Source organism: Microbacterium oxydans, from assembly GCF_026559675.1.
Classification (GTDB): Bacteria; Actinomycetota; Actinomycetes; order Actinomycetales; family Microbacteriaceae; genus Microbacterium; species Microbacterium oxydans_D.
Genome location: NZ_CP092891.1, coordinates 650,087 through 672,392 on the forward strand (window position 1 = coordinate 650,087; position 22,306 = coordinate 672,392).

Consider the following 22,306-nt stretch of genomic DNA (forward strand, 5'->3'; position numbering starts at 1 on the left):
CCGCAGTCAGCGACGCGCGTGCCGGCCGGAGGCCGGCCTTGAATGAGTAAAGAAAGTTCTCACACCCAAGGTCCCGTTCGAACGCTGCAGTCCATGCACCTGATGTCGTGCGCTGACTTGGCGCGGCACTGATGCGCGCTCGGCGACCGGATGCTAGATCGAGCTTTTCTGGAGCTCGCTCGTCTGGAGCGCGCCGACTATCGAGAGAATCCCGAGCCAGTATGCGGCAGATTTTCGCCCTCTGAACAGGACCGTTCTTTGCTTTTCGGTCGAGACCTTGGGGTGCGTGTCCGCCTCCATTGGCGCTGAGCGCCGAAAACCGCGGCAGGTTTGTCGGGGTGCCTTCGCAGTCTTGAGCTGTACCCGCAACTGCGGGAACACAACTCAAATAGGAGGACTCCATGGCAATCCAGACATCCATCCCGGTGAACTTCGAGGCGTACTTCCCACGCGGGGCCTTCATGGTTGGCGAGGTCGAGCCCGTAGTGAAGTGGTCGGACGACGGACAGCGTCAGGGGCAGGATCTCGACAAGACCACCGGTCACCCTCTGTGGCAGGTTCGCGTAATCGACGCCGATCCTGACGCTCGCAAGGGCCAGAACGAGGTCACCGTCAAGCTCGTGAGCATCGCAGAGCCCACTGCACCACCTGAGGCCAACGGCCTTCCCTTCCGCCCGGTCTTCTTCGAGGGACTCTCGGTCACTCCGTACGTGAAGGAGACCGGCGGACGCCCGCGTGTTGCGTACTCACTTCGCGCAGCAGAAATGAAGCCCGCTCCGAAGTCTCGCGGCGGTGAGTGATGGCCTACCAGCGCTCCGTGCTTCGCCAGTACTGGGCAGGGGAGAGGACCCGGCTGTGGCGCATTGGTCGGTGGATGCTCGGAGTCGCCCTGATTCTGGCGCCGTTCGCGTTCTTCCTCCAAACCCCGCGAAACGTGATCGCGCTCCTGATCGTCGCCATGATCGTCATCGTCGTCGTACGGCGGTTGTTGGCTGGTCGCGACATGCATGCAGTCCTGTTGCGTCGATGGCAGAGAGAGGTGTCCTTGCATGTGCAGGCAGCATGGCCGGCTCTCGCGCACACGCTGCGCTTGCAGATCCGAACCCTTGACGGACGGACGATCTTTGCCGGTCTCGGGACTCCTCGTTGGCAAGGAATGACACTGGTTGCCTCTGTCTCTCTTCCGCAGGGGCTCGTGCGTGAGGAACTTGTGTCCGCCAGCGACCGGATTGCGCAGGCCTTCTCCGCGCTCCGAGCCTCCGTGCACGGGCAGCAGATCAGCGCTCTTCAGTTGCACCTCGAGTTCGTCGACGCCCTCGGGCAAACGTTCACAGCGCCTTTGGGCGGCAGCTGGGACGGCGGGTCAGTCGCGGTGGGGATCGCCGATGGTGGGCATGAGTGGCGTCTGCGTGTGGGACCGCACACTCTGGTTGCTGGCTCCTCGGGCAGCGGCAAGGCATCGCTCGTGTGGGGGCTTCTCATGGGTCTGGTCAGGCCGATCCACGAGGGTACGGTCCAAGTCTGGGGAATCGATCGCAAGGGCGGCATGGAGCTCGCCATGGGGCGTGCGCTGCTCACCCGATTCGCTGACGATGCACCCCCTGCTGTTGCCCTGCTCGAGGACGCGGTTGCGACCATGCAAACCCGAGCGCGAGAGCTGGCAGGCCACACCCGTCAGCATGTCGCGAGCGTTGACAGTCCGCTGGTCATCATCCTGATCGACGAACTCGCGGCGCTCACCGCGTATGAGACAGACCGCGATCTTCTGCGTCGAGCCAACGCCGCCTTGGCAACTCTCGCGTCTCAAGGCCGGGCAGTTGGCTTCGTCGTCTTCGCGTGCTTGCAGGATCCCCGAAAGGAGACGCTGCCAGCGCGCGGGTTGTTCACCCAAACGATCGGACTTCGCCTTCGCGACCGCACAGAGACAGCAATGGTCTTGGGCGATGGGGCGGTCGAGGGCGGTGCACGGTGCCACGAGATCTCGCCAGCTACACCGGGTGTCGCCTACGTCGTGCCCGAGGACGGGACGCCACCAGTGCGTGTTCGTGCTGCTCACGTCCCTGACGAGCAGATCCGCGATGCGGCGCTGTCGTATTTCGCGCCTACTCAGATCCCGATCGTCATCCCAGAAGCTCCGCGCGAGCCTAAGCGCGCACCCAGGACGAGGCAGTCGCGTCGTTCTTCAGACATCCAGGAGGAATCATGAATATCCAGCACTCGGCCATCGCGATCCTCGGCCTTGTGGCCGTCGTGGCTGCGACAGGATGCACGTCAGGCACGGCTCCGGGAACGGCGGACAACTCGCGGAAGACCCAGCTGAGCGCTTGGTCTGCGCCCTGCAATCTCGAGATTGAGCGAGAAGAGAACGGTCCTGGTTGGACGGCGGTCTACGACCTGCCCACCCTGGGAGCGCAGACTGACCTCGATCTCTACGGGGGAACCCTTGCCAACGACGCATGCACTGACGCGCAGATCCTTCGGTGGCAGGACGTACGGCGACAGTCTGGCCAGAGCGACGCTATCTGTCGTGTGATTTGGAGTCATGATTCCGACGGTCTGATTCGCGACCTGGGTTGTGCAGTTCCCGTAGTGGTGGTTGAGCGATGAACCTCGGAGTCTCCATTGCTCGGCGTCTCCGGAGTCCAGAGTTCGATCAGTGGCTCCAGGGTGCTTCTCGCACCGGCTACTGCTCGAACCCGGTGAGGCTTTCGGGCGAGTCCACAACGCTGGCGGGGGAGAGCGGCGAGGTTCTCGCTCAGTTCTCCTCGGCTACGCAACCTGACCGGCTCACCTATGTGCGGTGTGGAAATCGGCGTGCTCGTCGATGTGCCTCCTGCAGCCACGAGTACAAGGGGGATACCTGGCACATGATCATGGCCGGTGCCGCAGGTGGGATAAAGGGCGTGCCTGAGACTATCTCGGCGCATCCAATGGTGTTCCTCACCCTCACGGCGCCGTCCTTCGGGGCTGTGCACACGCTCGGACGCACACGGAGAAGTGGTGTCTGCATGCATGGCAAGGCGCGAGCTTGTGAGTGTGACCACGCGGCCGATGACCCCGTGTTGGGGGAGCCCGTCTGCACAGACTGTTACGACTATGCGGGTCATATCGCGTGGCAGTTTCATGCGCCCGAACTCTGGCGGCGCTTCACAATCATGCTGCGTCGTCGGCTTGCGCGTGAGCTGGGGATGACGAACCGTGCGGCTTCCGAGATCGTGCGCTTGCAATTCGCGAAGGTCGCGGAGTTCCAGCGACGTGGTGCGGTCCACTTCCATGCGATCGTGCGGCTGGATGGTGTAGACGACATCGACCCTTTCCCGGCGCCGCCGCTCCACGCGACGGAGTCCGTCCTTGAAAGGGCAATACGCAGCGCAGCTTGCGATGTCGTGCTCCCAGCGTCTCGGCTGCCCGGTGAGGTGGACGAGCGGGAGCTCCGTTGGGGCACGCAGATGGACGTGCAGGCAATCGTGCAGCGCGAAGGCCTCGATGGGAGCTTGTCTGACCGTGCGGTTGCTGCCTACATCGCGAAGTACGCGACGAAAGCAACTGAAGACATCGGAGGTGCAGGACGGCGTGTGCACCTTGATCGACTCAAAGCGGTGGCATCCGAGATCGCCGAAGGTGCGGAGTCGGACAGTGCATACCTGCTCCTCGGAAAGTGGGCGCACATGCTCGGGTTTCGTGGGCACTTCTCCACAAAGTCTCGCCGCTACTCCGTGACCCTGGGATCGCTTCGTGGTGCACGACGGCGGTGGCGGCTGGAGCGGCTGATCGAGCGCGTCAACGTTGACGAACACGTGCGTTCAGAGGACGTGCTCGTTATCGGTTCTTGGAGCTTTGCGGGCATGGGGTGGCTCACTGATGGAGACCGAGCCCTCGCTCTCGAGGCGTCCCGTGCGGCGCGTGACTGGCATGACAGCCGACGAGAACGGCCCATTCAACGAGAAGGGAACGATTATGCGTGAAGAGCTGGAACTGGAAGACAGGCAGATTGACACGGACACACGCACGGACGAGTACTTGACCCGTCGTGAGGTTGCAGCCCGATGCCGAGTGCCCCTGTCGACTTTCGACTCGTTGCGTCGTCAAGCGCGTGTGCCTTTCCCTGATGCTCGCATGGGCAAGCACATGCTCTGGAAGGCCTCGACGATCGATGTGTTCCTCGCAGGGGGTGGCACCGGTGTCTTCTGACGGCCGGTTGGATCCGAAGACGGGACGCCAGCTGCCCGATGGTATCCGCTATCGCGCTGATCGCAACAAGTACCAAGTGCGTGTGTGGGCTGTCGGTATCGGCGGTGAGGTGCGAGAACGTAGCTTTCTCGTCGGATCTCTCGCGGAAGCGAAACGCCTGCGCGCGGAGGTGCAATCGAGCGTTCGCCCCGACGGAGCCATGACCCTTGACGCCTGGCACGCCCGATATTGGCCGACCATCGACGCCGGTGTACGCCCTGCGACAGCACGTGCCTATGACGTTGCCTGGCGTAAGCGCGTGAAGCCGTGGCTCGGGCATCGAAAGATCGAAACGATCACAGTCGGTGATATCGAGCAAGCGGTCAACGGCTGGGATGGCTCCGCTTCGACGCGAAATGACGCGTTGTCCATGCTTAGCAGGCTGCTGGATGGTGCGGCACGTGCGCATGTCATCGCAGCCAACTCGGCTCGGCTTGTGCGTCGGCCTCGCGACGAGCGTGCTCAAAGTGTGCGATCGCGAGCACTCTCAGTGTCCGAGGTTCGGATCATGCTCGATGCTGTGGAAGCTGGACCGTATCGCGCCTATCTCGCAGTCCTCGTGTACACAGGAATGCGAGCGGGAGAAGCCGGCGCTCTTCGCGTCGAGGATATCGAGGTCCCCGGACGAGTAATCCATGTACGCCGCAACTTCTCGATGGGGCGCTCGGGGACGAGGATCGAGCAAAGTCCGAAGAGTCACAAGGAGCGGACCGTACCCCTGCCTCAGGCGCTCCTCCCGTACGTGGAAGAAGCCATCAACGGCAAGCGCCGAAGCGACCTGGCGTTCTCGGGACCACGAGGCGGAGCGCTCAACCCATCGAACGTGCGTCGAGCCGTGGATTGGGATGCCCTGCGGCGGAAGCTCGATCGCCCGGAGCTACGTATTCACGATCTCCGCCACACCTTGGCGACCCTCCTGTTTGACGCAGGAGCCGCAGCCAACGATGTACAGGCAATTCTCGGGCACTCATCGCTGCAGGTCACCGAACGCTACAGCCGGGCGCGGGCCGACGTGGCACTGCGAGCGAACGCAGCACTCGACTCACTTACATGGACGGAGGAATCATGACCATTGTGTGGCAGAGATTCAAGGAAGGGACGTTGCTCGCGCTGCGCGCGGATCGCCTTCCGCGCACCGTATGGGGATCGAACTTGCGAGCGTTTCTCCCGCGATCCAGATGGCAGGACCTCAGTCGCCGTACCGCCGAGCGGGCTGGCCAGGAGTGCGAGGTGTGTGGGCGCGGCGCAGAGGGCGGATCTGGCCTCGACTGCAACGAGATGTGGGAATTCATCGATTCGAATGGTGCGCACGTGCAGCGTCTCATTGGAGTGATCGCCATGTGCGAGGGGTGTCACCTCACCCAGCACTCGGGGCGTGCGGATAACAACGGACGGTTCGAGGACGTGATGATGGTTCTCATGCACGTGAATCGCTGGACCCTCCGACGTGCGATGCAGGACTTCGACGCTTCGGTTGCAGAGTTCAAGGAGAGATCGCAATTCGTATGGGACTTGGACTTGGGCGTACTCACCGGATGGATCGAGCTCCCCGGTGAGACGGGGTTGTTGGTCCCTGCGGATCGTCGTGGTCTGCTGGGCAACTCCTACACCAAGACTCGTGCCGAAATCCGCCCCGTGTTCAACGGTGATGTCCCGGCCAGCGCTTGGGAGTGGGACGAGCGACTTTCACTGATGCAGAAGGACGCGAGATGAGCGGTGCCGAAGCGTACTCCGGAACCAGTGCTTGGAGGCTTTTCCGTGTGCTCGCAGGGGACAAGCTCCTCTGGCTCTGCGTTGTGGACTCTGAGCTGCGGACGTACGTCTACATCCCCGATTCTGGGTGCTTCCACCCCAACAACGGCGTCTACGTCGACTTCGTGTGGGACAACGAACTTAACTACGTGCCCATCAGCGTCGAAGATGCGCTCGTCCTGATCGCGGCACGTGTCGGAGCTTTGCCCACTGAACTGACGGCAAGCCAGCGCAAGCGCTATCTGACCGTCGGATCGCTCGGTGTCGAGGAAGCTTTTGCCCACGTCGAGCGGCACGGCGGGAGAGGGTGACTCCAAGCCGGACTCTTGACGGCGCACGATACTCTTGGAGTGCGGACCCGCCCAGTGAACACTGGTCAACGGGTCCAGCTTCTTTTCGGGCGGATGCCGCGAGTATCTCTGAACCTCCAAATGCTGGCGGGATCGCGCCCTACGGGGAGAAGTCACCCATCAAGGTTGGACTGCGTCAGCCAAATACCCGCGCTGGGATGGCTTGACGAAACGCTCCGATCTGGGCGTTTGACACGCGAGCCGTGACTCGTGGCTTACCTTAGGGGCATGCGGGCAAGCGCTTCAGACGGGGGTATCCATTGCGAGTAGGCGGCAGTCCGTTCTCTGACGCGGCAACAGGAAACCTAGTCAAGACACGAAACGACGAGGGTGTTCTTCATGTCGTGACGCGCGAGAGTTCGACGAAGGAGTTCAAGGAGAACTTCACTTGGGGATCTATCGGTCTGTATGCGCGCACGATGGCGGCCTTCGCCAACGCGCGAGGGGGCTACATCTTCTTCGGGATCACAGACAATCCGCGCACTGTAGTCGGGCTGTCGGGCAAGGGAAGATCGAGCTTCGACAACCTCGATCAAGCCAAGCTCACCGCGGCGCTCAATGAGCTCTTCTCCCCAGAAATCCACTGGTCTCTCGGATTGATCGATTTGCCAGACGGTCCATCCATCGGCGTCATCTATACCTTCGAGTCGGAAGATAAGCCGCTTCTCGCGAGGAAGAGCTACCAGCAACAGAACGCGAAGATCTCCGAAGGTGACATCTTCTACAGGTACAACTCTCGTTCCCAGAAGATTCGGTTCCCGGAGCTGAAACGAGTGCTGGAGGAGGCGAAGGCACGAGATCAAAGGGCCATGATGAGCCACTTCGAAGCTCTCGTCAGGGCGGGAGCAAGCAACGCCGCAGTGTTGGACTTCTCCGAGAACACACTGCAGGGGCCCACCGGGCAAAAGGTCCTCATCGATGAGAAGCTGCTCGATCAAATTTCCTTCATCAAGGAGGGGCAGTTCGTTGAAGTTGGTGGGGCGCCAACGCTGAAACTAGTTGGCGAGCTGCAACCGGCCACAGCAATCACGATAGGCACGGAACGCGTGGTCCGTACGGCTCTCTCTAGCGACGATGTGCTCTACGACTTCCTTGGCCGGCTGAACGTGGGAAGCCCGGAACAGTACATCCGTCAGACAGCGACAGGACCCACCGGCTTCCTTCCGGTCCAGTTCTATCGTGCGCTCGCGGGTATGTCCCACGAAGAGCTTCTTGAGTACGTCGAGGGAATAGCAACGCGATCCCCGGCAAAACGCAAACTCATTGACCGGCTAACCAGCGGCGACGACATGAGATTCGACCCGCCGGCGACGGGGTCGCAGTACGCTTCGACCGTGCAGCGCAGGGGATACTACGAGCAGCTCTTGTCAGGTCAGATCGATGAGATATCGTTGGCGACTCCTCGCGATACACAGCGGTTTCTGGAAGCAATCAAGAGCCTCGACGATGATCAGATCCGTTCTGATGTCGAGAAGCTGTTGAAGCTCATGACTGCTAGCTTCGATTCCTACTACGCCACCGAAGCCAATGTCGCCGATGCGCTTCGCCGCGCAGCCTGTCGAGTGGACAGCGCAATGTTCGGGGCCGCGTAGGTCGATGCTGCGTCCTTGGTCGGACATGATCAAGTCTGGCAACGCGCTGTAGGCGCAGCCCTCGTAGCGGCGGCGGTCCCGCAAGACGATGTGACATGGTTCAGGTGCGTTGGAGAGTACGAAGTAGCGGAGCAACCTCTCGTTCCTTCCTTGGAACGAGATCCTCGTTAAGGCAGCCCACCGCGAGCGCTTCTGGCGCGCTACCGGCACAAAACCGGCACAAGCTCCATGTCGAGGGCGTTTTGTCTCGCTGTGCTCGCTCAACGTCCGGGAATTCCACGCGCTTAACGACCGGGCCGGATAGCCCAAGGAGCGGTTCAGAAACCGCTTCTCACCAGGGCAAAGCAAAACCCCCGCCATGTAGAAGCTAGGCGAGGGTTTCTGGGCTGATTGTAATGATCAGCCTTGTGGCTCCGACCGGCATCGATCCGGTGACCTTTCGATTTTCAGTCGAACGCTCTACCAACTGAGCTACAGAGCCGCGCGACTGGCGAACCTGTCGCGTCCTAGACGAAGAGCCCTCTCCGAAGAAAGAGCTCGTCGCACGGAGCGACCCTGACGGGACTTGAACCCGCGACCTCCGCCGTGACAGGGCGGCACGCTAACCAACTGCGCTACAGGGCCATACTTGTTTTCAATTGTACCGGAAGGTGTGACCCCAACGGGATTCGAACCCGTGCTACCGCCGTGAAAGGGCGGCGTCCTAGGCCGCTAAACGATGGGGCCGAGTCAGTCCCGGGGGACTTCCTTGCCGACGCTCAAGCATAAGGGATGATTCGGGCAAATCGCGAATCGAGGGCGCGGCGCCTACCCCCGGGCGTGTTTCGGGAGGACGATGGAGTGATCACGAGTGTCGCCATGGACCCCCGATCCGCCCTGGTGCGGATGTGAAAGTTGTTGTTAGTGTGGCATTTGTGAAACCGGCGGAAGGGGCCGTGTGAACGACGACCAGAACACTCTGGATGCTGCGGTTGCCGCGGCTTCAGACGATTGCGGCTGCGCGCCCAGCCCGGCGGAAAGCCGTGCCTTCAGCAAGGAAGGCGTCAGCAGGCGCGGTGCTCTCGGCATCGGCGTGCTCAGCGTCGTCGCGCTCAGCGCCTTCGGCATCTCCAACGGCGTCTCCGCCGCCTACGCGGCCTCGTACCCGAGCTGGGACGACGTGCAGCGCGCGAAGCGCAGCGAGGCGGCCAAGTCGGCAGAGGTCTCCCGCATCGAGGGGCTCATCCAGTCGCTGACCCAGAAGGTCGCCGAGACCCAGGCGGCCGCGAAGGCGGCGTCCGAGGAGTTCTACGACGCCCAGCAGAAGTTCTTCGCCGCAGCCACCCAGGCGGACAGCCTCCAGGCGAAGGCCGACGAGCAGTCCGCGAAGGCGGACGAGTCCGCGAAGAAGGCCGGACAGGTCGCCGCACAGCTCTACCGCAACGGCGGTGACGACACCTCGCTCGAGCTGTTCTTCACCGGTTCCGCGAACAACGCCGACGAGCTGCTGGCTCGGCTCGGCACCATGGACAAGCTCTTCGAGTACAACCAGTCGGTGTACGACGACGCTGTCGCCGCTCGGAACTCCGCGCAGTCGCTCAGCGACCAGGCCGTGGTCGCCCGCGACGAGCGCGACCGGCTGCAGAAGATCGCCGAGGAGAAGATGGTCGTCGCGCAGCAGGCTGCCGACGCCGCCCAGGCCGCGCTCGACGAGCAGTCGGCGAACCTCGCCACGATGCAGGCGCAGCTCGCCGCTCTCAAGGATGCGACCGCCAAGACGGTCGAAGGCTACAAGGCCGGCGTCATCCTCGCGGAGAAGCGGCGCAAGGAGCGCGAAGCACGCGAGGCCGCAGCAGCCGCAGCCGGCGGCGGTGGAGGCGGCGGTGGCGGAGGCGGCGGAGGAGGCTCCCAGGGAACGGGTGGCTGGTGCCGTCCTCATGGCGGCGGCAAGAGCTCGGGCTACGGTCCTCGCTCGCAGCAGTGCGGCCCCCAGGGATGCTCGTCCAGCTTCCACTACGGCACCGACTTCGCGAACGGCTGCGGTGCGGCGATCTACGCCGCGCAGTCCGGCACTGTCGACTACGCGGGCTACAACGGCGGCTACGGCAACTACATCCGCATCCAGCACGGCGGCGGCATCGGCACCGGCTACGCGCACATCCGCGACGGCGGCATCCAGGTGCGCTCGGGCCAGTGGGTCCGCTCCGGCCAGATCATCGCCTACGCGGGGAACACCGGTCGCTCGTTCGGCTGCCACCTGCACTTCGAGGTCTACGTGAACGGCAGCGCCGTCAACCCGGTGCAGTTCCTCGGTCGGCACGGCGTCTCCGCCTGAGCCACGAGTTCACGACACACGACACAACGAAAGACCCCCGGGCCGCTCTGCGGAACCGGGGGTCTTGTCTACCGCTCAGCGGGTCAGTGGCCCTGCTCGCCGAAACGGACGATCGCCTCGTCGAGGATGCGCTGCGCCTCGGCGGCGTCGCCCCACTCGTCGACCTTGACCCACTTGTTGGGCTCGAGGTCCTTGTAGTGCTCGAAGAAGTGCGAGATCTCCTTCTTCGTGTACTCGGCGATGTCGTCGATGTCCTGGATGTGAGCCCAGCGCGGGTCCTTCGACAGCACGGCGACCAGCTTGTCGTCGCCGCCGGCCTCGTCGCTCATCTTGAGCACGGCCACGGGACGGACCTCGACGACGACGCCCGGGTAGATGGCGTGGTCGAGGAGCACCAGCACGTCGAGCGGGTCGCCGTCCTCGCCGAGCGTGTTGTCGAAGTAGCCGTAGTCGGCCGGGTAGCCGAACGTCGTGTAGAGCACGCGGTCGAGGTGCACTCGCCCGGTCTCGTGGTCGACCTCGTACTTCACGCGGCTGCCGCGCGGGATCTCGATGACGGCGTCGTGTGCGCCCATGCGTGTGCTCCTCAGGAAAAGTTCGGTTGGATGCCGCGGACTAGCCTACCCGCGGCGCTCCCACACCCGCGGGCAGCGACCGCTCAGGTTCCGCTGTCGACCGTCGGCTCCGGGGTGCTGTCGCGCTTCCGGAGGAGGCGGTTGATCAGGCGGCTCGCCGGGCCGCTCAGCACGAGGAGGAACAGGCCGGCATACCCGTTGGGCGATGCGGCGACCGCGATCGCCAGCGCGCCGGAGAACAGGACGATCGCGGCCAGGTCGCCGATCGCCCCGGCGCGGATCGTGGAGGCCGACACCGTCCCGAGCTCGCGGTGACGTGACAGGTAGAGCCACCCGGCGAGCGTAGTGACCTGGGTCATGATCAACGTGCCGATGTAGACCACGGCCTGGAGCGGGTCGTTGTCCATCTGCCCGATCATCGCGGTGGGGACCGGCAGCCAGACGATGGTCGCCATCCACGCGACATTGATCCACAGCAGCGGCGGGGTGATCCACTCCACGTCGCGATACTGCCGGTGGTGCCCCATCCAGAACGTCGCGATGAGCAGGAAGCTGAGCCCGAAGCTGAGCAGCTGGCCCGAGTGCTCGTCCAGGAACTCGGCCGTGCTCATGCGGCCGGACGCCGCCTCGGAGACGGACTCCATCAGCGGGAGGATCAGCAGCGTCATGGCGATCGCGACGACGGCGTCGACGAACGCCTTGAATCTCTCGGTTCGGAACGGCCTCGAGCGCGGGTCATCGGTCACGGCGTCAGGATAGACCCGCCTGCACGCTCGTCGCACTCTCGAGACAGCGGGGGACGGGACGGTGCCCTAGCGTGGACCCGTGCCGTCTCTCTCCCCCGCCATCGCCGAGATCCGCCTCGCCGTGCGCACCGCGCTCGCCGACCTGCCCGACGGGGCGACCGTGATCGTCGCTCTCTCCGGGGGAGCCGACTCCCTCGCGCTCGCCGCGGCCACGGCGTTCGAAGCGCCGAAGCTCGGTCTCCGGGCGGCGTCGCTGACCGTCGACCACGGTCTGCAGGACGACTCCGCCGAGGTCGCCTCCCGAGCGGCGCGGGCGGCCACCGCGCTCGGCCTCGACGCGCTGATCGTGCGCGTCGACGTGACGGGGGAGGGCGGCCCGGAGGCCGCTGCCCGTGACGCCCGCTACGGGGTGCTGCGCGATGCGGCGGCGGACGTGCGCGCGGCCGCGGTGCTGCTCGGCCACACTCTCGACGACCAGGCCGAGACCGTGCTCCTCGGACTCGCCCGCGGATCGGGGGCCGCCAGCCTGCAGGGCATGGCCCCGGTCCGCGAGGACGGGGACGGACTCCGCTGGATCCGTCCGCTGCTGGGCGTGCGTCGCGAGACCACCCGTGCGTTCTGCGCCGCCTCCGAACTCGAGGTCTGGGACGACCCCCACAACGTCGAGGACCGCTTCGCCCGGGTGCGCGCCCGCGAGCGCGTGCTCCCGGTGCTCGAGGCCGAGCTCGGTCCGGGCATCGCCGAGGCGCTCGCCCGCACGGCCGAGCAGCTGCGGGAGGACGCGGAGGCCTTCGACGAGATGATCCACGAGACGATCGAGGACATCGTCGAGCACGCCGAGGCGGGGATCTCCGTCAGCGTGGCGGCGCTCGCCGCGAACCCGGCCGCGCTGCGCAACCGCATCATCCGCCTCGTCGTCGACAGCGAGTTCGGAGTGAGCCTCACGCGGACGCAGACCATCGAGGTCGCCCGCCTGGTCACCGACTGGAGCGGTCAGGGGCCGATCGACCTGCCCGGCTGCTCGGCCGTGCGCCAGGGCGGGCGCATCGTCTTCACCGCGTCCGCTCGCTGACCGCGTTTCGTCTCGGGCGCCTCCGGCGTCCTCGCTCAACGACCGGGGCCTCCGGCCGTCGAGCGAGCGCAGCGAGACGAAACGCCTTCGCCGGGTGCTGCTCAACCCGGTCGTTGAGCGAGCGCAGCGAGACGAAACGCCTTCGCCGGAACCTCTTACTTCTTGCCGCCGAACAGGCCGCCGAGGATGCCGCCCAGATCGATGCCGCCGCCCGAGCCGCCGCTGTTGCCGCCGCCGAGCAGCCCGCCGATCACGTCGCCGATGCCGCCGCCGGAGCTGCTGTTGCCGTTGCCGCCGCCGAGGATGCCTCCGATGAGGTCGCCGATGCCGCCGGAGCTCTCCGCGCCGGCATCCGCCTTCGCGGTCTTGTCCTTGTTCGCGTTCGCGATCAGGCCCATCACGATGGGAGCCAGGATCGGGAGGAGCTTGCCGAAGTCGATGCCGGGGGTCGCCTTCGACTCGGTGAGTTCCTTCGTGACCTCCGTCTTCTTCGAACCGAGGATGTGCGAGACGATCTTGTCGCCGTCGGCCTGATCGATCTCGTCGACCTTCGACGCGCCGCCGGTGCCGACGTGCTTCTTCAGCGCGGCCTGGATCGCGGCGGAGCCCTCGTCGGACTGAGCGTTCTTCGCGAGTCCGCCGAGGAGGACGGCGCCGCCCTGCTCGACCGCGACCTTCGCCTCGTCCCGCGAGACACCCAGCTTCTCCGCGATGTCGTCGATCGGCACCTGGTTGAGGATGTCGTCAAGAGCCATGGTGAATCCTTCCGTCGGGGGCGTCCGCCCGCATCTCCGCTCACAGTAGTGCGGATGCCGCGGGATGGGGAGATCCCCTGCCGATACTCGAACCTGGACCCGAGCATCGGATCGCGTCGCCTAAAATCGATCCATGCGCGCCGCGGAAATCCAGGACGACCTCACCAGCATCCTCGTGACAGAGGAGGAGATCCTGGCCAAGCTCGATGAGCTCGCGGCCCAGGTCGCCAAGGACTACGAGGGCAAGGACCTCGTCCTCGTCGGCGTGCTCAAGGGCGCCGTGATGGTGATGGCCGACTTCGCGCGGGCGCTGCCGTTCCACGCCCCGATGGACTGGATGGCCGTCTCGAGCTACGGCGCCAGCACCAAGTCGAGCGGTGTCGTGCAGATCCGCAAGGACCTCGACACCGACCTGAACGGCAAGCACGTCCTGATCGTCGAGGACGTCATCGACTCGGGCCTCACCCTGAGCTGGCTGCTGGAGAACTTCGGATCCCGCGGTGCCGAGTCGATCGAGGTGCTCGCCCTGCTGCGCAAGCCCGAGGCGGCGAAGGTCGTCATCGACTGCAAGTACGTGGGCTTCGACATCCCGACCGACTTCGTCGTCGGATACGGCCTCGACTACGACGAGCGCTACCGCAACCTGCGCGACGTGGCCGTGCTCGCGCCGCACGTCTACAGCTGACGCTTCGACGCACGGTACGCCGTGGGTGAACGCACAGCGACCCCCTAGGGCGCGCGCGATACGCTGATCCGATCATGGATGTGAAGAAGCTCACCCGGAATCCGCTGATCTACGTCGCGCTGATCGGCGTGCTTCTCTTCGGCGGATTCCTGCTGATCTCGAATCTGGGTGCGCCCAAGCAGATCACGACCCAGGAGGGCCTCAAGCTCCTCTCCGGCACGACGGTCACCGAGGTCGTGAACACCGACGGCGACCAGCGCGTCGACATGACGCTCTCGAAGCCGTTCAAGGATTCCGAGAACGTGCAGTTCTACTACGTCGACGCCCGCGCCGACGAGGTGGTCACCGCGATCAACGACGCGGCGCCGAAGGACGGCTTCAACGACGCCGTCCCGCGCGCCACCTGGTTCGACGGCTTCCTCTCGCTCCTCCTCCCGCTCGTGCTGCTCGGCCTCCTGTTCTGGTGGCTCCTGTCCTCCATGCAGGGCGGCGGCGGCAAGGTCATGCAGTTCGGCAAGTCCAAGGCCAAGCTCGTCAACAAGGAGACCCCGACCGTCACCTTCGCCGACGTCGCCGGTGCCGACGAGGCGATCGAAGAGCTCCACGAGATCAAGGAGTTCCTGCAGGATCCGGCCAAGTTCCAGGCCATCGGCGCCCGTATCCCGAAGGGCGTGCTCCTGTACGGCCCTCCCGGAACCGGCAAGACGCTCCTCGCCCGCGCCGTCGCCGGCGAAGCGGGAGCCCCGTTCTACTCGATCTCCGGATCGGACTTCGTCGAGATGTTCGTCGGCGTCGGAGCCTCCCGCGTGCGCGACCTCTTCGGTCAGGCCAAGGAGAACGCTCCGGCCATCATCTTCATCGACGAGATCGACGCCGTCGGCCGCCACCGCGGTGCCGGCATGGGCGGCGGAAACGACGAGCGCGAGCAGACCCTCAACCAGATGCTGGTCGAGATGGACGGCTTCGACCCGAACGCGAACGTCATCGTGATCGCGGCGACCAACCGTCCCGACATCCTCGACCCCGCGCTGCTGCGTCCCGGCCGCTTCGACCGCCAGATCGGCGTCGACGCCCCCGACCTCAAGGGCCGCCAGCGGATCCTCGAGGTGCACAGCAAGGGCAAGCCGCTCTCGAAGAACGTCGACCTCGAGGTCGTCGCCCGCAAGACTCCGGGCTTCACCGGAGCCGACCTGGCGAACGTGCTGAACGAGGCCGCCCTCCTCACCGCGCGCTCGAACGCGCAGCTGGTGGACAACCGCGCCCTCGACGAGGCCATCGACCGCGTGATCGCCGGCCCGCAGCGCCGCACCCGTGTGATGCGCGACAAGGAGAAGCTCATCACCGCGTACCACGAGGGCGGACACGCGCTCGCGGCGGCGGCCATGAACTACACCGACCCGGTGACCAAGATCACGATCCTGCCCCGCGGCAAGGCCCTCGGCTACACGATGGTGCTGCCGCTGGACGACAAGTACTCGGTCACCCGCAACGAGCTCCAGGACCAGCTGACCTACGCCATGGGCGGCCGCGTCGCCGAGGAGATCGTGTTCCACGACCCGACCACCGGCGCCTCGAACGACATCGAGAAGGCGACCTCGATCGCCCGCAAGATGGTCATCGAGTACGGCATGACCACGCAGGTCGGCCCGGTCAAGCTCGGCTCCGAGGGCGGCGACATGTTCGTCGCACGCGACATGGGCCGAGGCCGCGAGTACTCCGAGAAGGTCGCCGAGCGGGTGGACGCCGAGGTGCGCGCCCTGATCGAGCAGGCCCACAACGAGGCGTACGAGGTCATCAGCGCGAACCGCGACATCCTCGACAAGCTCGCTCTGGCGCTGCTCGAGGAGGAGACCCTCGACCACAACCAGATCGCCGAGATCTTCACCGAGGTGAAGAAGCTTCCGGAGCGTCCGCTCTGGCTGTCGAGCGAAGCCCGTCCGGTGTCGGAGCGTCCTCCCATCGAGGTGCCGAAGAAGGACGTGTCGCTCGCGGCCTCCGTCGAGGCTCCGGCCGGCGCACCGCGCACGCAGCAGGGATCGGCGGGCGCCGGTCACCCGCGACCCGCGACGGCGTGACGTGACCGTCGACAGGCAGCGCGTCGAGCGGCTGACCAGGGAGCTGCTCGAGGCGATCGGCGAGGACCCGGATCGACCGGGGCTCAAGCAGACGCCGTCGAGGATGGGTGAGCTGTACTCGGAGTTCTTCTCCGGCGTCGGCGAAGACCCCGCGGCCCCGCTCGCGCACACGATCAGTGTCGCGCGCGGTCCGGCACCCGACACTCTGCCCTCTGGTGCGGTGCTCCTCCGCGACATCCGCTTCCGCTCCGTGTGCGAGCATCACCTGCTGCCCTTCGCCGGGCATGCGCACATCGCGTATCTGCCGGGCGAGCAGGTCGTGGGTCTCGGAGCGCTCGTGCGCGTCGTCGAGATCCTCGCCGCGCGTCCGCAGGTGCAGGAGCGTCTCGGCGAGCAGATCGCCGACACGATCGCGGAGCACCTCGACACCCGCGGTGTGCTCGTCGTCCTCGATGCCAGCCACGGGTGCGTGACGATGCGGGGCGGACGGCAGACGGAAGCCTCCACGCTCACGATCGCCGCACGCGGGGAGTACACGGATGCCGTCGCCAGGGCCGAGCTCATCACGCTGATCGGCGCCTCGATGAGCTCCGGCGCCTCGGGATCCGGTTCGGGAACCCCGCGTCGATGACCGGCATCTGGGGCATCGTCAACGTCACCCCCGACTCGTTCAGCGACGGCGGCCGCTACTTCGACGTCGACCGGGCCGTCGCGCACGGTCTGCAGCTGCGCGCGGACGGTGCGACGGTGCTCGACGTGGGCGGAGAGTCGACACGGCCCGGAGCGGAGCGCGTCGGGACCGCGGTCGAGCAGCAGCGCGTGATCCCCGTGATCGAGCAGCTCACCGCCGCGGGAGTGCCGGTCAGCATCGACACCCTCAGCGCCGCCACGGCCGCCGCCGCCGTGCGTGCGGGCGCGAGGATCGTCAACGACGTGTCCGGCGGTCTCGCCGACCCCGAGATGCGGGCGGCCGTCGCCGAATCCGGCGCCGACTTCGCGATCGGGCACTGGCGGGGATTCTCCGCGGACATGTATGCGAACGCCGAGTATCGACGGGTCGCGCGTGAGGTCGCGGGCGAGCTCCAGGAGCGCATGGGCGAGGCCGCGGCGTCGGGGATCGCCCCGTCACGGCTCATCGTCGACCCGGGTGTGGGCTTCGCCAAGGCTGGGGCGCAGAACTGGGATGTGCTGCGCGGGCTCGACGAGATCCTCGCACTCGGACCACGGGTGCTCATCGGCACCTCCCGCAAGCGATTCCTGGCGGAGACACTGCGCCAGGAGACCGGACCGGACGACGAGGTCTCCGAGGCGCGCCGCGACCTCGCCACCGCCGTGACCAGCGCCCTCGCCGCGCGTGCCGGGGTGTGGGCTGTGCGAGTGCACGACGTCGCCGCGACCCGCGACGCGCTCGCGATCGCGCACGCCTGGGCCGGGTGAACTCCGACCCCGCCGACGGCGGGCGTCCCCCGTACGCTAGAGGAATGGATTTCCTCGACGAGATCGTCCTCACCGGGCTGACCGTGTTCGGCCGCCACGGCGTGTACACGCGCGAGCGGGAGGAGGGGCAGGAGTTCACGATCGACCTCCGTCTGCGGTTGTCGCTGGAGCAGGCCGCCGCCTCCGACGAGGTGGGCGACACCGTCCACTACGGAGAGCTGGCGGAGAAGGTGGCCGCCGTCGTGGCGGGCGAGCCGGTGAACCTGATCGAGACGCTCGCCGAGCGGATCGCGGACGTGGCGCTGGCCGACGCGCGGGTGCAGAACGTGAGCGTCACGGTGCACAAGCCGCACGCTCCGATCGCGCTGAGCTTCTCCGACGTGTCGGTCACCGTGCACCGCAGCCGCAGCTCCGATGCCCTGGAGGACATCACCGTATGAGCCGCGACCTCGCGAAAGCGCCCGAGTTCCCGCCTCCCCGCCCCGCACGGCCGGAGAGCGTGGCCGTCGTCGCGCTCGGTGCGAACCTCGGCGACCGCTCGGCGACCATCCGCGGTGCCGCCGAGCGGATCGCCCGCCTCCCGCTGGTCAGCGATGTGCGCCTCTCCCGTCTCTTCGAGACCGTCGCTCTCCGCCTCGACGGGCCGGATCCGGACGCGCCCGGCTATGTGAATGCGGTCGCGCTGGTCACCACGCGGCTCGCGCCCGGGATCCTCCTCGGGATGCTGCACGCCATCGAGGACGAGAACGGCCGGGAACGCCGGGAGCGCTGGGGCGACCGCACCCTCGACCTCGACCTCATCGCGTACGGCGACGTGGTCTCGGACGACCCTCAGCTGCAGCTGCCGCACCCGCGCGCCGGGGAGCGGCTCTTCGTGCTCGACCCCTGGCTGGACCTCGACCCGGACGCCGAGCTGCAGGGTCGCGGAAGAGTGGCCGATCTCGCGGCGGAGCTGCATGCGCGGGGCGAGGGATGAGGCGCACCTCCGCGGGGGTCCTCGTCGTCCTCGCGCTGCTCGCGGGTGGCGGCGGCTTCCTGCTCGATCATCTGCTCACGGCGGCAGGGCGGGTCACGTTCACCCCGTCGCTCCTCCTGCCCGTGCTGCTCCTGCTCATCGCCGCGGCATCGCTCGGCGTCGCGTGGCCGGTGCGGCGCAGCGTACGGTCCGGTGTCCGCATCGATCCCTTCCGTGCGCTCAGGGCGGCGACGCTCGCCCGGGCCTCCAGCCTGCTGGGCGCGATCATGGCGGGTTTCGGCGCCGGACTGCTGACGTTCCTCCTGTCGCGGCCCGTCGTTCCACAGGTAGGGTCGACTGTGGCCATGCTGGCCCTCATCGGCAGCGCGATCGTCCTCGTGATCGCCGCGCTCATCGCCGAACAGTTCTGCACCCTGCCGAAGGATCCTGATGACTCAGAACCCAGAGACCGCGCCCCTGAACCCGGCGGAGGGCACTGACCTCGACGCCCTCGACCAGGGGACGTACACGCAGCTGCGCACGGCCCGGAACGAGGCGCGGCTGGAGCTCGACGGCACGTGGCACCAGATCTCGCCGCGCTATGTCGTCTCGCAGATCCTGCAGAACGTGATCTTCCTCGTGCTCGTCGCGGCCGCCGCCGTGGTGCTGAGCCTCGTGCTCGACCAGCAGTGGGTGTGGATCCCCGCCGGCGTCATCCTGCTCATCACGGTGTTCGCGCTCATCATCCTTCCCCGCCAGGCGAAGGCGATCGGCTACATGCTGCGCGTCGACGACATCGTCTTCCGCAAGGGCATCCTGTGGCAGCGCATGATCGCGGTCCCGTACGGTCGCATGCAGCTGGTGGACATCACGCAGGGCCCGCTCGACCGCGCGTTCGGCATCGCCCAGCTCAAGATGGTCACGGCAGCGGCCACGACCGGAGTGCAGATCCCCGGCCTCACCCAGGAGGCGGCGGAGGCGCTGCGCGACACCCTCATCCACGTCGCCGAGACCCGTCGGACCGGCCTGTGAGCGAGCCGCAGCCCCCTCTCGCGCCGAGCGCGCAGCCCGCGACCGGCGAGCCGCCGACGACGCTCGCGAACGGCGAGTGGCACCGGATGCATCCGCTCACCCCGCTGTTCAAGGGCGGGCTCGCGCTGATCATCATCGCCGGCATCGTGATCGCGAACATGCGCGATCGCCTCATCGCCTGGGCCCTCGACCTCTTCACCCCCGAAGAAGCGCACTACGACAACTACGGCGGAGCGGATCCCGTCGACTGGGTGCTCTCCAACAACCTGATCCTCGTCGCGCTGCTCAGCGTGCTGGGACTCGTGATCGTGCTGGTGCTGATCTTCTGGTTCATCTGGCGTTTCCAGCAGTTCCGGATCACCGGGGACCACGTCGAGGTCCGCAAGGGACTGATCTTCCGCTCGCACCGACGGGCACCGCTCGACCGGGTGCAGGGCGTCAATCTGACCCGGCCGTTCCCGGCGCGCATCATCGGCCTCGCCAAGCTCGAGGTCGTCGGCGCGGGCAACGACGCGAACGTCGAGCTCGAGTATCTCGCGACGCCGCGCGCGGAGTCGGTGCGGGCGGACATCCTGCGACTCGCCTCGGGTGCCCGCGCGGCACGTCACGCGGCCTTGAACCCCCAGGCGGCAGGAACGCCGGCAGCGCCGACATCCGCTCGCGCGCAGCTCGTCGGATCGATGAACGCGGGCGTCAACGGGCTCATCACCGGCGTCGACCTCGCTGACGTGGTGCCGGAGAGCGTCGTCAAGATCCCCACGGGGCGCCTGGTCGGCTCGCAGCTCATCTCCGGCTTCCTGTGGTTCGTGTTCTTCGGCGCGATCTTCGCGATCGCGATGGGCAGCGCGCTGATCGGCATGCTGGCCGACGGCATCTCGGACGGCGGGGTCGTGATCCTCGGGCTCGGCCTCGGCATGGGGGTGCCGATGGTCGTCGCCGTCGTCGGTATCACCTGGGCGCAGATCTCGAAGTCGCTCCGCTACTCCATCGCGCCGACGCCCGACGGTGTGCGCATCACCTACGGTCTGCTCACCACCGTGACGGAGACGCTCCCGCCGGGACGCATCTTCGCGGTCGAGGTGTCGCAGTCGCTGCTGTGGCGCCCGTTCGGGTGGTGGACGATCAAGATCAACCGGATGAGCGGCAAGAGCGCGGCCCAGCAGTCGTCGGGAAGCGGTCAGCAGTTCAACGTGGTGCTGCCCGTCGGCAAGCGGGCCGACGTCGAGCGCGTCCTCGTACTCGTGCTGCCGGACGTGCCCGCGGAGAGCATCCCGCAGCTCTGGGAGCAGGGCGTCGTCGGGCCGACCGACAACGACCCGTATCGCACGATGCCCCGGCGGGCGTGGTGGCGGCGTCCCTTCTCGTGGAAGCGCCACGGCTACTCCGTGGCCGACTTCGGGCTGCTGCTGCGTCGCGGGATCGTGTGGCGCAAGCTCGCGGTCTTCCCGCTCGCACGTCTGCAGGGCGTCTCCCTCAACCAGGGACCGATCGATCGCGCGCAGCGCGTCTCGGGCGCGCAGGTGCACACGGTTCCCGGGCCCATCACCGGGTACCTCTCCGGGCTCGAGCGCGCCGATGCGCTCGCACTGCTCGACGACGTCAGCCGCGCCGCTGCTGAGGCGGCCTCCCGCGACACGAGCCACCGGTGGAGTGAGCATGCGACCCCGGCGCCGGCTGCGCCCCCGGTCGCTCCGCCGCCCTACACCGGACCGCCGCCGGTCTTCCCGAGCCCCGGGCAGACGGCTCCGCCGGCACCTCCGGTGGGGTCTCCCACGCCTCCTGTGATGCCGCCTCCCGTGACGCCGCCTCCCGTGATGCCGCCTCCCGCGGCGCCTCCGGTCGCCCGGACGGCCCCTCCCGCGCCCCCGGCCCCTCCGGCTTCTCTGGCACCTCCGGAGAGTTCTCCGGTCGCACCGCCCGCGGCGCCGGTGCTTCCGGCACCGCCCGCACCGCCGGTGGCTTCTCCGGTGCCGCCGGTGGCACCCCCGGTTCCGCCGGTGCTCCCGCCGCCCGCGCCGCCCGCCCAGACGGGGGAATGATGGTGGCGCGTGACGGGCGTCTCGGCGTCGGCATCATCGGCGCGGGACGCGTCGGTCCGATCGTCGGGGCGGCACTCGGCGGCGCGGGCCACGCGGTGATCGGTATCACGAGCGGGTCCGATGACGAACGGGCGTCCGCCGTGCTGCCCGACGTCCCGGTGCTCGACGCGCTGGAGGTCGTGCGCCGCGCCGAGCTCGTGATCATCGCGGTCCCGACGGAGCAGCTGCCGTCGCTGGTCGCCGGCATCGCCGAGGTGGGCGGCTGGCAGATCGGGCAGCTCGTGCTGCACACCGATCCCGCATACGGCATCGAGGTACTGCGTCCGGCGGCCGAGCGTGGGGCGATCCCCCTCGCCGTGCACCCCGCGATCACCTTCACCGGGACATCGATCGACCTGCGGCAGCTGCAGGCCGGTTTCGCGGCCGTGACCGCCCCCGCCGCCGTCCTGCCGATCGCGCAGGCGCTCGCGGTGGAGATGGGATGCGAGCCGGTGGTGATCGCCGAGGCCGACCGCCCCGCCTACGCGGATGCCATCGCGACGGCCACCGAGTTCTCCCGGTCGATCATCGGCCAGTCGACTGCTCGGCTGCGCGAGATCGGGGTGGAGAACCCCGGCGGGTACCTCTCCGCGCTCGTCCAGTCGACCGTCGAGCGGGCGCTGCGCGAGGCGTCGGACGCTCCGCCGCTGATCTGACC

The 22,306-nt window shown here is 66.9% G+C and carries 22 protein-coding genes and 3 tRNA genes; 19 read left to right on the forward strand and 6 right to left on the reverse strand.

The genetic code is table 11. The annotated features are described in order from the left end of the window. Positions 1-401 precede the first annotated feature (401 nt). The 7 genes from MME74_RS03040 (at position 402) to MME74_RS03070 (ending at position 7,924) form a co-directional block, all read left to right on the forward strand. The gene (locus tag MME74_RS03040) at positions 402-800 is read left to right on the forward strand and encodes a plasmid replication, integration and excision activator (protein ID WP_267417216.1); all 399 of its coding nucleotides are present in this window, start codon (positions 402-404) and stop codon (positions 798-800) included. Between the two features lie 17 nt (positions 801-817). Continuing rightward, positions 818-2,206, forward strand: coding sequence for an FtsK/SpoIIIE domain-containing protein (locus MME74_RS03045; RefSeq protein ID WP_267417217.1), 1,389 nt, complete (start codon positions 818-820; stop codon positions 2,204-2,206). A 397-nt stretch (positions 2,207-2,603) separates the two neighbouring features. Next, the gene (locus MME74_RS03050) at positions 2,604-3,965 is read left to right on the forward strand and encodes a replication initiator (RefSeq protein WP_324170126.1); all 1,362 of its coding nucleotides are present in this window, start codon (positions 2,604-2,606) and stop codon (positions 3,963-3,965) included. A gap of 215 nt (positions 3,966-4,180) precedes the next feature. Next, entirely contained in the window at positions 4,181-5,299 is a 1,119-nt protein-coding gene (locus tag MME74_RS03055) for a tyrosine-type recombinase/integrase (protein ID WP_267417219.1), read from the forward strand. Further along, complete coding sequence (locus MME74_RS03060) at positions 5,296-5,943, forward strand: hypothetical protein (protein ID WP_267417221.1); 648 nt, start codon at positions 5,296-5,298, stop codon at positions 5,941-5,943. Before MME74_RS03055 ends, MME74_RS03060 begins: the two co-directional genes overlap by 4 nt. Then, positions 5,940-6,293 carry a hypothetical protein gene (locus MME74_RS03065; protein WP_267417223.1) on the forward strand — a complete coding sequence of 118 codons (354 nt, stop codon included), beginning with the start codon at positions 5,940-5,942 and terminating at the stop codon, positions 6,291-6,293. Before MME74_RS03060 ends, MME74_RS03065 begins: the two co-directional genes overlap by 4 nt. Positions 6,294-6,676: 383 nt before the next feature. Beyond that, positions 6,677-7,924, forward strand: coding sequence for an ATP-binding protein (locus MME74_RS03070; RefSeq protein WP_267417225.1), 1,248 nt, complete (start codon positions 6,677-6,679; stop codon positions 7,922-7,924). A 408-nt stretch (positions 7,925-8,332) separates the two neighbouring features. Here MME74_RS03070 and MME74_RS03075 read toward each other — a convergent pair. The 3 genes from MME74_RS03075 to MME74_RS03085 form a co-directional block, all read right to left on the reverse strand. Continuing rightward, a tRNA-Phe gene (locus MME74_RS03075) sits at positions 8,333-8,405 on the reverse strand. Positions 8,406-8,474: 69 nt separating this feature from the next. Further along, positions 8,475-8,548: transfer RNA gene (locus tag MME74_RS03080), tRNA-Asp, on the reverse strand. A gap of 29 nt (positions 8,549-8,577) precedes the next feature. Then, positions 8,578-8,650 (reverse strand) — tRNA-Glu (locus MME74_RS03085). A 211-nt stretch (positions 8,651-8,861) separates the two neighbouring features. Between MME74_RS03085 and MME74_RS03090 the strand changes: the two genes are divergently transcribed. Further along, the gene (locus MME74_RS03090; protein WP_267417226.1) at positions 8,862-10,238 is read left to right on the forward strand and encodes a M23 family metallopeptidase; all 1,377 of its coding nucleotides are present in this window, start codon (positions 8,862-8,864) and stop codon (positions 10,236-10,238) included. An 83-nt stretch (positions 10,239-10,321) separates the two neighbouring features. Here the strand turns inward: MME74_RS03090 and MME74_RS03095 are convergent, their stop codons facing one another. Next, on the reverse strand, positions 10,322-10,813 hold the full coding sequence (locus MME74_RS03095; RefSeq protein WP_215168831.1) for an inorganic diphosphatase: 492 nt from the start codon (positions 10,811-10,813) through the stop codon (positions 10,322-10,324). Positions 10,814-10,896: 83 nt separating this feature from the next. Next, complete coding sequence (locus MME74_RS03100; protein WP_267417227.1) at positions 10,897-11,559, reverse strand: TMEM175 family protein; 663 nt, start codon at positions 11,557-11,559, stop codon at positions 10,897-10,899. Positions 11,560-11,638: 79 nt separating this feature from the next. On the opposite strand from MME74_RS03100, the gene tilS reads away from it, so the two are divergent. Further along, a complete protein-coding gene (tilS, locus tag MME74_RS03105; RefSeq protein ID WP_267417228.1) occupies positions 11,639-12,631 on the forward strand; it encodes a tRNA lysidine(34) synthetase TilS in 993 nt (330 codons plus the stop codon). A gap of 155 nt (positions 12,632-12,786) precedes the next feature. Here tilS and MME74_RS03110 read toward each other — a convergent pair whose 3' ends face one another. After that, positions 12,787-13,386, reverse strand: a complete 600-nt coding sequence (locus tag MME74_RS03110) for a DUF937 domain-containing protein (RefSeq protein WP_267417229.1) — start codon at positions 13,384-13,386, stop codon at positions 12,787-12,789. A 133-nt stretch (positions 13,387-13,519) separates the two neighbouring features. Between MME74_RS03110 and hpt the strand changes: the two genes are divergently transcribed. The 10 genes from hpt to MME74_RS03160 all read left to right on the forward strand — a co-directional run bounded on the left by hpt (position 13,520) and on the right by MME74_RS03160 (position 22,304). Next, the gene (gene hpt, locus MME74_RS03115; RefSeq protein WP_267417230.1) at positions 13,520-14,071 is read left to right on the forward strand and encodes a hypoxanthine phosphoribosyltransferase; all 552 of its coding nucleotides are present in this window, start codon (positions 13,520-13,522) and stop codon (positions 14,069-14,071) included. Between the two features lie 74 nt (positions 14,072-14,145). Beyond that, positions 14,146-16,146: an ATP-dependent zinc metalloprotease FtsH gene (ftsH, locus tag MME74_RS03120; protein WP_267417231.1), complete on the forward strand. Its 2,001-nt coding sequence runs from the start codon at positions 14,146-14,148 to the stop codon at positions 16,144-16,146. Between the two features lies 1 nt (position 16,147). Further along, a complete protein-coding gene (gene folE, locus MME74_RS03125; protein ID WP_267417232.1) occupies positions 16,148-16,777 on the forward strand; it encodes a GTP cyclohydrolase I in 630 nt (209 codons plus the stop codon). Next, a complete protein-coding gene (gene folP / locus MME74_RS03130) occupies positions 16,774-17,583 on the forward strand; it encodes a dihydropteroate synthase (RefSeq protein ID WP_267417233.1) in 810 nt (269 codons plus the stop codon). Before folE ends, folP begins: the two co-directional genes overlap by 4 nt. A 44-nt stretch (positions 17,584-17,627) precedes the next feature. After that, complete coding sequence (folB, locus tag MME74_RS03135; RefSeq protein WP_267417234.1) at positions 17,628-18,023, forward strand: dihydroneopterin aldolase; 396 nt, start codon at positions 17,628-17,630, stop codon at positions 18,021-18,023. Beyond that, complete coding sequence (gene folK / locus MME74_RS03140; RefSeq protein ID WP_267417235.1) at positions 18,020-18,559, forward strand: 2-amino-4-hydroxy-6-hydroxymethyldihydropteridine diphosphokinase; 540 nt, start codon at positions 18,020-18,022, stop codon at positions 18,557-18,559. Before folB ends, folK begins: the two co-directional genes overlap by 4 nt. Further along, a complete protein-coding gene (locus MME74_RS03145) occupies positions 18,556-19,038 on the forward strand; it encodes a DUF3180 domain-containing protein (protein ID WP_267417236.1) in 483 nt (160 codons plus the stop codon). Before folK ends, MME74_RS03145 begins: the two co-directional genes overlap by 4 nt. Continuing rightward, on the forward strand, positions 18,989-19,570 hold the full coding sequence (locus MME74_RS03150; protein ID WP_267417237.1) for a PH domain-containing protein: 582 nt from the start codon (positions 18,989-18,991) through the stop codon (positions 19,568-19,570). Before MME74_RS03145 ends, MME74_RS03150 begins: the two co-directional genes overlap by 50 nt. Then, positions 19,567-21,609, forward strand: coding sequence for a PH domain-containing protein (locus MME74_RS03155; protein ID WP_267417238.1), 2,043 nt, complete (start codon positions 19,567-19,569; stop codon positions 21,607-21,609). Before MME74_RS03150 ends, MME74_RS03155 begins: the two co-directional genes overlap by 4 nt. A 2-nt stretch (positions 21,610-21,611) precedes the next feature. Then, positions 21,612-22,304 carry a DUF2520 domain-containing protein gene (locus MME74_RS03160; protein WP_267418511.1) on the forward strand — a complete coding sequence of 231 codons (693 nt, stop codon included), beginning with the start codon at positions 21,612-21,614 and terminating at the stop codon, positions 22,302-22,304. The last annotated feature ends 2 nt before the right edge of the window (positions 22,305-22,306 follow it).